10 protein-coding genes and 1 pseudogene are annotated in these 9874 nt (G+C 69.6%); 3 read left to right on the top strand and 8 right to left on the bottom strand.

Features of this window, described 5'->3' with window-relative positions:
* A pseudogene (locus MVA01S_RS31015) lies at positions 1–182 on the bottom strand (hypothetical protein); the annotation flags it as partial.
* Between the two features lie 137 nt (positions 183–319).
* Here MVA01S_RS31015 and MVA01S_RS26630 point away from each other — a divergent pair.
* Positions 320–1441, top strand: coding sequence for a PQQ-dependent sugar dehydrogenase (locus tag MVA01S_RS26630; protein WP_040540059.1), 1122 nt, complete (start codon positions 320–322; stop codon positions 1439–1441).
* Positions 1442–1458: 17 nt separating this feature from the next.
* Here MVA01S_RS26630 and MVA01S_RS26635 read toward each other — a convergent pair whose 3' ends face one another.
* The gene (locus MVA01S_RS26635; protein WP_003928694.1) at positions 1459–1776 is read right to left on the bottom strand and encodes a DMT family transporter; all 318 of its coding nucleotides are present in this window, start codon (positions 1774–1776) and stop codon (positions 1459–1461) included.
* Positions 1777–1781: 5 nt separating this feature from the next.
* Positions 1782–2522: an SDR family NAD(P)-dependent oxidoreductase gene (locus tag MVA01S_RS26640; RefSeq protein ID WP_040540061.1), complete on the bottom strand. Its 741-nt coding sequence runs from the start codon at positions 2520–2522 to the stop codon at positions 1782–1784.
* A 96-nt stretch (positions 2523–2618) separates the two neighbouring features.
* On the opposite strand from MVA01S_RS26640, the gene MVA01S_RS26645 reads away from it, so the two are divergent.
* Positions 2619–3284, top strand: a complete 666-nt coding sequence (locus MVA01S_RS26645; protein WP_003928696.1) for a TetR/AcrR family transcriptional regulator — start codon at positions 2619–2621, stop codon at positions 3282–3284.
* Here the strand turns inward: MVA01S_RS26645 and MVA01S_RS26650 are convergent.
* The 5 genes from MVA01S_RS26650 to gatC all read right to left on the bottom strand — a co-directional run bounded on the left by MVA01S_RS26650 (position 3226) and on the right by gatC (position 9063).
* Positions 3226–4590: a sensor histidine kinase gene (locus tag MVA01S_RS26650; protein ID WP_003928697.1), complete on the bottom strand. Its 1365-nt coding sequence runs from the start codon at positions 4588–4590 to the stop codon at positions 3226–3228. The genes MVA01S_RS26645 and MVA01S_RS26650 overlap by 59 nt on opposite strands.
* Positions 4591–6102, bottom strand: coding sequence for an Asp-tRNA(Asn)/Glu-tRNA(Gln) amidotransferase subunit GatB (gene gatB / locus MVA01S_RS26655; RefSeq protein WP_003928698.1), 1512 nt, complete (start codon positions 6100–6102; stop codon positions 4591–4593).
* A 124-nt stretch (positions 6103–6226) separates the two neighbouring features.
* The gene (locus MVA01S_RS26660; protein WP_003928699.1) at positions 6227–7258 is read right to left on the bottom strand and encodes an ATP-dependent 6-phosphofructokinase; all 1032 of its coding nucleotides are present in this window, start codon (positions 7256–7258) and stop codon (positions 6227–6229) included.
* Positions 7259–7276: 18 nt separating this feature from the next.
* Complete coding sequence (gatA, locus tag MVA01S_RS26665) at positions 7277–8767, bottom strand: Asp-tRNA(Asn)/Glu-tRNA(Gln) amidotransferase subunit GatA (RefSeq protein ID WP_003928700.1); 1491 nt, start codon at positions 8765–8767, stop codon at positions 7277–7279.
* Entirely contained in the window at positions 8764–9063 is a 300-nt protein-coding gene (gatC, locus tag MVA01S_RS26670) for an Asp-tRNA(Asn)/Glu-tRNA(Gln) amidotransferase subunit GatC (RefSeq protein WP_003928701.1), read from the bottom strand. The genes gatA and gatC overlap by 4 nt, the downstream gene beginning before the upstream one ends.
* A 100-nt stretch (positions 9064–9163) precedes the next feature.
* On the opposite strand from gatC, the gene MVA01S_RS26675 reads away from it, so the two are divergent.
* Positions 9164–9832, top strand: coding sequence for an ACT domain-containing protein (locus MVA01S_RS26675; protein WP_003928702.1), 669 nt, complete (start codon positions 9164–9166; stop codon positions 9830–9832).
* The last annotated feature ends 42 nt before the right edge of the window (positions 9833–9874 follow it).

Here is a 9874-nt window from a genome sequence, read left to right on the forward strand (position 1 = left end):
AACGGCTGCTGCTGACCGGCGGGCTTGGCGGAGTCGTAGCGCGGAATCGCGGTGGTCTCGAAGTCACCGCCGTAGTTCGCCGAGGGGAGGTCGTCTTCCGGGTCCACCAGGCTCGCCGACGCGGGCCGCCCAGCCGAATCGTCGGGCCGCTGCCAGGGGCCGGGATCATGGGGGCTCGTCACGTCAGTCAGGGTAAGTGCTGTACCGCCGGGAGACGGGAATTCACGCGGCGCGTTGAGCACGTGTTTCCGGTGCCCGCCCCAGGTCGCGGCGGGGAGCCCGTGGCGGGCACTGTCCGGCGATCCGTAACCTGGCCTGCATGAGCGAGCGTCGGTCGTGGGGACCTTTCGTCGTGCTGCTGAGCGCGGCGCTGCTTGCCGGTGCCGGCTGCGCCCGGTTCGACTCCGCGCAGTCCCAGCCGTTCACGACGGAACCGCAACTGGCTCCCGGCCCGACCTCGACGCCCCCACCGCCCCCTCCCCTGCCGGCCAAGCCGTTCCCGAAGGAATGCCCGGCCCCCGGCGTCATGCAGGGCTGCCTGGAGAGCACCAGTGGCCTGATCATGTTGCCCGACAGCCAGTCCGCGCTGGTGGCCGAGCGCACCACCGGCGCGGTCAAGCAGGTGTCGGTGCGCGCCGAACCGGTCACCAAGTTGGTCATCCCCGTCGACCCGGCCGGCGACGGCGGCCTGATGGACATCGTGATGTCGCCGACGTTCGTCCAGGACCGGCTGATGTACGCCTACATCAGCACGCCCACCGACAATCGTGTGGTGCGCATCGTCGAGGGCGATCCGCCCAAGCCGATCCTGACCGGCATCCCGAAGGGGGCCACCGGCAACACGGGTTCGTTGATCTTCACCAGCCCGACCACGTTGTTGGTGCAGACCGGCGATGCCGGAAACCCGGCCCTGGCCGCCGATCCGGGCTCGTTGGCCGGCAAGCTGCTGCGGATCGAGCAGCCGACGACGGTTGACCAGGCGCCGACCACGACCGCACTGTCCGGGCTGGGCCCGGGCGGCGGCGTGTGCATCGACCCTTCCGACGAGTCGCTCTACGTCACCGACCGGACCCCGACCGCCGATCGGCTGCAACGCATCACCAAGGATTCCAAGGTCTCGACGGTGTGGACGTGGCCGGACCGGCCCGGGGTGGCGGGCTGCGCAGCGCTCGACGGCACCGTGCTGGTCAACCTCGTCAACGTCAAGCAGACCGTCGCGGTGCGCATGGCGCCCGAAACCGGTGCGGTGACCGGTGATCCGGAGGTGGTCCGTGAGGACCAGCACGGGCACGCGTGGGCGCTGCAGGTCTCCCCCGACGGAAATGTGTGGGGCGCCACGGTGAACAAGACCTCCGGGGACGCGATGCGGCTCGACGACGTGGTGTTCCCGTTGTTCCCGCAGGGCGGCGGCTTCCCGCGCACCAACGCCGACAACACCTGACCCACCCCGGGCCGGGATCAGCCTCCGGCGAACCGCAGTCCGACGATCCCGACCACGATCGCGGTGAGACACAGGAGCTTCGCCGCGGAGACGCATTCTCCGGAGGCGACGATTCCTGCGATCGCCACCCCCACCACCCCGATGCCCACCCACACCGCGTAACCGGTGTCGGCGGGCAGCGACTTCAACGCGATCGCCAGCAACACGAAACTTGTGACGGCCCCGCCGATGCCGAGTGCACTGGGCCAGAACCTGGTGAGGCCGTCGGACTGTTTGAGAGCGGTCGCCCAGAAGACCTCCAGCAGACCGGCGACGATCAGCAGTAGCCACGCCATGGCGGTCAGGCGTTGGCCCCGGCGTCGGCCGTCAGCACCGCGCCGGTGATGCTGCGGCCGCCCGGACCCGCGAGGAATGCGACCACGTCCGCGATCTCGGCGGTGTCGGCGAAACGCCCGAATGCGCTCAGCTCGCGCTGACTGTCGGCACTCGGCCCGTCCGCGGGATTCATGTCGGTGTGGGTCGATCCGGGCTGCACGAGATTGACCGCGATTCCACGTGGCCCGAGGTCGCGCGCGAGCCCTTTGGTCAAACCGATCAGCGCAGACTTACTCATCGCGTAGAGCGCCACCCCCGGGTAGGGCACCCGCTCGGCGAGGTTGCTGCCGATGCTGATGATCGTCGCGCCGTCGACCATGTGCCGCGCCGCGGCCTGACTGGCCACGAATGCCGCCCGGGCGTGGATGGCCAGGGTGCGGTCGAGTTCGGCGACGGACACCTCCTCGAACGGACCGAACGGGAAGATCCCGGCGTTGTTCACGAGTACGTCGAGACGACCGAACTCGCCGGCCACCCGCTCCACCGCGGCGGTGACCTCCTCGGTCGATGCGCTGTCGGCCCGGATCGCGACACCGCGCACCCCGAACGACCGGATCTCCCCGACCACCGCGCGGGCGCCGGCTTCGGACTGCGCATAGGTGATGGCAACGTGTGCGCCGCGCCGGGCCAGGCCCCGCGCGATCGCGGCGCCGATCCCGCGGCTGCCGCCGGTCACCAATGCAACCGCTCCGTTTCGTTCGGACATGGCGGTCCGCCCTTTCTGTAGTGTTCGATACAGAATTAGCAGCACCAGCTACTCTTGTCAACGGAAAACGTGGCGTTCGATACAGAAGGGACGGGCATGGCGGCTCGCGGTAGACCGCGCGCCTTCGACCGCACGGCGGCACTACGGCAGGCGATGACCGTGTTCTGGGAACACGGCTACGAGGGCACCTCGATCGCCGACCTGACCGCGGCGATGGGGATCAACTCGCCGAGCCTGTACGCCGCATTCGGCTCGAAGGAGCAGCTGCTGCGCGAAGCCGTGGCGCACTACGACCAGACCGAGGGCGCCGCGGTCGTGACGGCGCTGCGCGAGCAGCCCACCGCGCGCGACGCGATCGCCACTGTGTTGCGGCACTACGCGATCGCCTACTGCGACCCCGACACACCGGCCGGGTGCCTGATCGTGCTGACTGCCAACACCTGCAGCGAGCAGAACCGCGGCGTGCACCAGCATCTGGCCGAGTGGCGGATGTCGCTGGAAGAGGACTTCATCCGTCGCATCCGGCGCGGCATCGCCGACGGTGACGTCCCGGCCGACACCGACGCCGATGCCGTCGCCGCGTTCTACAACACGGTCAACCACGGGATGGCGATCCAGGCCAGAGACGGCGCCGACCGCGCCAAGCTCCTGCGCATCGCGGAGGCCGCGATATCGGCGTGGGACGGCCTCGTGGGCGGGTCCGCTAGCTCGGACCCGAGCCCGGCAACCGGAGCATCAGACGCGTCCCACCCTGCGGACTGACCTCCAACGACGCTGTGCCGCCGTGGATCTCGGCCTGCTGGGCGACCAACGCCAGACCCAGACCCGAACCTGAGCGGGACGCGGTGGTGCCGCGGTGGAAACGTTCGAAGACCGCGGTGCGCTCCTCCTCGGGGACCCCGGAACCGTTGTCGTCGACGGCGATCTCCACGCCGTCCTGCGAGCTGACCACGCTGAGCCGGATCTGTGTCGCCCCACCGTGTTTGACCGCGTTGGCGATGGCGTTGTCGATCACCAGCCGGAGCCCGGCCGGCATACCGAGCATCAGCACTGTCGTCGACGAGGCCAGCGACACCTCGACCCCGGGATAGTTGCGCATCGCGTCGTGGGCCGCGCGGTCGAGCAGTTCGGCGACGTCGACGGGCACGAAGTCCTCCACCGTGGTCAACTGCCCCTGGGCCAGACGCTCCAATGCCGTCAGGGTCGCCTCGATCCGGGACTGCGTCCGGATCACGTCGCCGATCACCTCGTCGCGCTGCTCGGCACCGAGGTCCAGCGTCGAGAGCACCTCCAGGTTGGTCCGCATCGCGGTCAGCGGGGTGCGCAACTCGTGGGAGGCCACCGACGCGAAGTCGCGGGCCGCCTCCAGCGCGGCACGGGTGCGCTGCTGCTCGTCGCCGATCCGGGCGAGCATCCCCTCGACGGCCTCGGAGATCTCGACGGCCTCCCACACCCCGCGCACCTGCACCTCGTCGGGCGCGGACTGGGCGTTGATGGCGCGGGCCTGCTGGGCGAGCAGCCGGAACGGGTTGACCATGATCAACCCGATCACCCAGCCGATCAGCAGCGTGCCCAGGATCACCCCGAAGCAGATCCAGAACACCCGCCAGTGCAACGAGTCGATGCGGGCCTTGGTGTCGGCCAGCGGTGCACCCAGCGCGATCGACGCGTTGGGCGTGGTGATGGTGCGCACCCGGTACTCGACGCCGTCGATGGTCGTGTCGGAGTATCCGCTGGGCAGTTCGGGCAGCACGATGTCGGCCGGAATGGACACGGTGGTCGCACCGGTGCGCGCCGTGCGCACCAGCCCGCCCTCGGTGGGCTCCGGCCCGACCCCGTCCTGCGCGCTGCGCAACAGCGTGGTCACGTCACCGAGGCTGGACAGGGAGTCCAGGCGGCGGTCGAGCTGGTCGTACTGGTCGTTGGTGACCCCCACCCACACCCACACACCCAGCGTGAGCACGAGGATGATCACCCCCAGCTGGGAGAGAACGACGATGGACCGCAGCGACAGCAACCGCAGTGGGTGCTGCAGGACGCGGAAGACCAGGTCCTGAACGCGCGTCATCTAGCTGCAGGCAGCCATGACGAGTTCGCGCACGCGCGCCGCGTCGGCCTGCCCCTTCGTCGCCTTCATCACCGCACCCACGATCGCGCCCGCCGCCTGCACCTTCCCGCCGCGGATCTTCTCGGCGATGTCGGGATTGGCGGCCAGCGCCTCGTCCACCGCGGCCTGGATCAGCGAGTCGTCGCGGACCATGGCCAGCCCGCGGTCGGCCATCACCTGCTCGGGCTCGCCCTCACCGGCCAGCACCCCCTCGACGACCTGGCGGGCCAGCTTGTTGGACAGCTTGCCCTCGTCGACCAGCTTGACCACCGCGGCGACCTGGGCCGGGGTGATCGGCAGATCGGACACCTCGACCCCGTCCTCGTTGGCCTTCTGCACCAGGAAGTTGCCCCACCACGCGCGGGCGGCGTCGCTGGACGCGCCGTGCTCGACCGTCGCGGCGATCAGGTCCAGCGCGCCGATGTTGACCAGGTCGCGCATCACCTCGTCGGAGATGCCCCAGTCCTGCTGAATTCGCTTGCGCGCCAACCACGGGAGCTCGGGCAACGTGCCGCGCAAGCGTTCCACCAGCTCGGCGCTGGGCGCCACCGGCTCCAGGTCCGGCTCCGGGAAGTAGCGGTAGTCCTGCGCGGTCTCCTTGCTGCGGCCCGGCGAGGTGTAGCCGTCCTCGTGGAAGTGGCGGGTCTCCTGCACGACGGTGCCGCCGCTCGCCAGCACCGCGGCCTGCCTGCGCATCTCGTACCGGACCGCGACTTCGACGCTCTTGAGCGAGTTCACGTTCTTGGTCTCGGTGCGGGTGCCGAACTCTGCCTGCCCGATCGGCTTGAGGGACACGTTCGAATCACAGCGCATCGACCCCTGGTCCATCCGGACATCGGAAACATCCAACGCGCGCAACAGGTCCCGCAGCGCGGTGACGTAGGCCCGGGCGATCTCCGGAGCGCGCGCCCCGGTGCCTTCGACGGGTTTGGTGACGATCTCGATCAGCGGGACGCCGGAGCGGTTGTAGTCGGCCAGCGAGGTCGTCGCCCCGGCGATGCGGCCGGTGTCGCTGCCCAGGTGGGTCAGCTTGCCGGTGTCCTCCTCCATGTGCGCGCGTTCGATCTCGATCCGCCAGGTGGTGCCGTCGTCGAGCGGCACATCGAGATAGCCGTTGATCGCGATCGGTTCGTCGTACTGGGAGATCTGGTAGTTCTTCGGCTGGTCCGGATAGAAGTAGTTCTTCCGGGCGAACCGGCCCCACGGGGCGATGTCGCAGTTCAGCGCCAGCCCGATACGGATCGCGGACTCCACCGCGGCCTCGTTGAGCACCGGCAGCGAGCCGGGCAGACCGAGGCAGACCGGGCACACCTGGGTGTTGGGTTCGGCGCCGAATTTGTTGGCGCATCCGCAGAACATCTTGGTCGCCGTCGACAGCTCGACGTGCACCTCAAGACCGAGCACGGGTTCATACTTGGCGATGACCTGGTCGTAATCGAGCAGCGGTGCGGTAGCCGAGGTCACGGAGGTCATGCCCCAGATCCTAGTGGGTCGGCTTTTCGCCGCGAACAGACACAAACTCGCACGGTTCGGCGCCCCAGAGTGCGAGTTCGTGCTCCCCCGCAAGCGGGTGGTGCCCGCAGCTCGCGAAGAAGACTCAGCCGAAGAACTCGGCGGCGTCGTCGTAGCGGCTCTGCGGCACCAGCTTGAGCTGACGGACCGCCTCCTCCAGCGGCACCCGGCCGATCTCCTGCCCACGCAGCGACACCATCATCCCGTACTCCCCGGCGTGCGCGGCGTCGGCTGCGTTGACGCCGAACCGGGTGGCCAGCACACGGTCGTAGGCGGTGGGGGTGCCGCCGCGCTGCACATGGCCGAGCACCGTGACACGGACCTCCTTGTTGATCCGCTTCTCCACCTCCACCGCGAGCTGCTGGGCGACGCCGGTGAACCGCTCGTGACCGAACTCGTCGATGCCGCCGCTGCGCAGCTGCATGGAGCCCTCGGCCGGCTTCGCCCCCTCGGCGACCACGCAGATGAAGTGCGAATCCCCGCGCACGAAGCGCTGTTTGACCAGCCGGCACACCTCTTCGACGTCGAACGGCTGCTCGGGGATCAGCGTCATGTGCGCGCCCGAGGCCAGCCCGGCGTTGAGCGCGATCCAGCCGGCGTGGCGTCCCATCACCTCGACGAGCATCACCCGCTGATGCGATTCGGCGGTGCTGTGCAGCCGGTCGATCGCCTCGGTCGCGACGGTCAGCGCGGTGTCGTGGCCGAACGTCACGTCGGTGCAGTCGATGTCGTTGTCGATCGTCTTGGGCACCCCGACGACGGGAACGTTCTCCTCGGACAGCCAGTGCGCGGCGGTCAGTGTGCCCTCTCCCCCGATCGGGATGAGCACGTCGATGCCGTTGTCCTCCAGCGTCTGCTTGATCTGGTCGAGGCCGGCCCGCAGCTTGTCGGGGTTGACCCGCGCGGTGCCCAGCATGGTGCCGCCCTTGGCGAGCAGCCGGTCGTTGCGGTCGTCGTTGCGCAGCTGGATCCGCCGGTCCTCCAACAGCCCGCGCCAGCCGTCCTGGAAACCCACCACCGACGACCCGTACCGCACGTCACAGGTGCGCACCACCGCCCGGATGACGGCGTTGAGCCCTGGACAGTCGCCTCCACCGGTCAGCACTCCGATACGCATGACACCCATCTAACCCGCTCACAGCGCGGTCGGCAGCAGTCCTCTTGCTGTTTCGTAGGCGGCACCCACCCGATAGAGGCGGTCGTCGGCCAGTGCCGGCGCCATGATCTGCAGTCCGACGGGCAGACCGTCATCGGCCGACAGCCCCGACGGCACCGACATCCCGCAGTGCCCGGCCAGGTTCAACGGCAGTGTGCACAGGTCGAACAGGTACATCGCCAGCGGATCATCGACCTTCTCCCCGAGCCGGAACGCCGTGGACGGAGTCGTGGGCGTCACCAGGACGTCGACGCGGCGGTAGGCCTCCTCGAGGTCACGGGCGATCAGCGTCCGCACCTTCTGGGCCTGGTTGTAATAGGCGTCGTAGTAGCCGGCCGACAGCGCATAGGTGCCGATCATGATGCGACGCTTAACCTCCGGACCGAAGCCCGCCGCCCGGGAGATCGCCATGACCTCTTCGGCGCTGTGGGTGCCGTCGTCGCCGGCCCGCAGCCCATAGCGCATGCCGTCGAACTTCGCCAGGTTCGACGACACCTCCGACGGCAGGATCAGGTAGTAGGCGGGCAGCGAGTAGTCGAAGTGCGGGCAGTCGACCTCGCTGATCTCGGCGCCGAGTGCGGTCAGCTGCTCGAGGGCCGCGGTGAACGACGCGAGCACACCGGGCTGGTAGCCCTCGCCGCTGCGCAGCTGTTTGACCACGCCGATGCGCACCCCTGTGAGGTCGCCCTCGGCCCCGGCGCGGGCGGCACCGACGATGTCGGGCACCGCGGCGTCCACCGACGTCGAGTCCCTCGGATCGTGACCCGCGATGACCTGGTGCAGCAGCGCGGTGTCGAGCACCGTGCGCGCGCACGGCCCGCCCTGGTCCAGCGACGACGCGCACGCCACCAGTCCGTACCGCGACACCGTGCCGTAGGTCGGCTTCACGCCGACGGTCGCCGTCAGCGCGGCGGGCTGGCGGATCGAGCCGCCGGTGTCGGTGCCGATGGCCAGCGGGGCCTGGAACGCCGCGAGCGCCGCGGCGCTGCCGCCGCCCGACCCGCCGGGCACCCGCTCGGTGTCCCACGGGTTGCGGGTGGGGCCGTAGGCCGAGTTCTCCGTCGACGAGCCCATCGCGAACTCGTCCATGTTGGTCTTGCCGAGGATCGGGATGCCGGCGGCGCGCAGCTTCGCGGTGACCGTCGCGTCGTACGGCGAGGTCCAGCCGTCCAGGATCTTCGAACCGCAGGTGGTGGGCATGTCGGTGGTGGTGAAGACGTCCTTGAGCGCCAGCGGCACACCGGCCAGCGGGGAGGCCGGTTCGGCACCGGAGGCCGCCGCCTTGTCCACCGCCGCGGCGGCGTCGAGCGCGCGGTCCGCGGCCACGTGCAGGAACGCGTGGTACCGCTCGTCGGTGGCCGCGATCTGGTCCAGGCAGGCCTGCGTCACCTCGGTCGAGGACACCTCCTTGGCAGCGATCTTCGCCGCGAGAGTGGCGGCGTCCAGCCTGATCAGCTCGGTGTCGGTCATTCGGGCTCTCCTAGGATTCGCGGCACCGCGAAGCGCCCTTCGGCGGCGTTCGGTGCGGCGGCCAGCGCGTCGTCCTGGGACAGGCTGGGCTGCGGGTCGTCGGACCGGAACACGTTGACGTCGGTCAACGGGTTGTCGGTGGCTTCGACGCCGGTGACGTCGACGGCCTGGATCTGGCCGACGTGGCCCAGGATGGCGTCCAACTGACCGACGAAGCTGTCCAATTCGCTATCGGTCAGGGCGAGTCGAGCGAGACGCGCCAGGTGCGCTACCTCGTCGCGGGAGATCTGTGACACGGCCACCAACCCTAGTTCAACCCGCCCGCGGCCCGGCGCCGGCCGAGCCGACAAGAGCGCCGGTCGCCCGAGTCGCCCGGTCCCGGCAGTCCGTGACACAGTGTTGGCCGTGCCTTCGTATCTGCTGCGGGTCCAGCTCGAGGACCGGCCGGGCAGCCTCGGTTCCCTGGCGGTGGCGCTGGGCTCGGTGGGCGCCGACATCCTGTCGCTGGATGTGGTGGAACGGTCCGCCGGTTACGCAGTCGACGATCTGGTGGTCGAACTCCCGCTGGGCGCCATGCCCGACATGCTGATCACCGCCGCCGAGAAGCTCAAGGGCGTCTACGTCGACAGCATCCGCCCGCACACCGGGCTGCTGGAAGCCCACCGCGAACTGGAGCTGATCGATCATGTCGCCGCCGCCGACGGGACGCTCAAGCGGCTGCAGGTGCTGGTCGACGAGGCGCCGAGAGTGCTACGGGTCGGGTGGTGCACCGTCGTGCAGCTGACCGACACCGGTTCCGAACGCGTGGTGGGCAGCCCGGGCGCCCCCGAGACGCAGGCTGCCGAAACACCCTGGTTGCCGCTGCAGCGCGCGACGGCACTGGACGCGACCGCCGACTGGGTGCCCCAGGTGTGGCGCGACATGGACACCACGCTGGCGGCCGCCCCACTGAGCGATCCGCGGACCGCGATGATGCTCGGCCGCCCCGGCGGACCGGCGTTCCGGCCGAGCGAGGTCGCCCGGCTGGGTTACCTGGCCGGGATCGTCGCGACCATCATCAGCTGACGCATCCCCACTGTCGGACTCCTCAACGCGGCTCGTCCCTCG

This window comes from Mycolicibacterium vaccae NBRC 14118 = CIP 105934, assembly GCF_001552715.1.
Classification (GTDB): Bacteria; Actinomycetota; Actinomycetes; order Mycobacteriales; family Mycobacteriaceae; genus Mycobacterium; species Mycobacterium vaccae.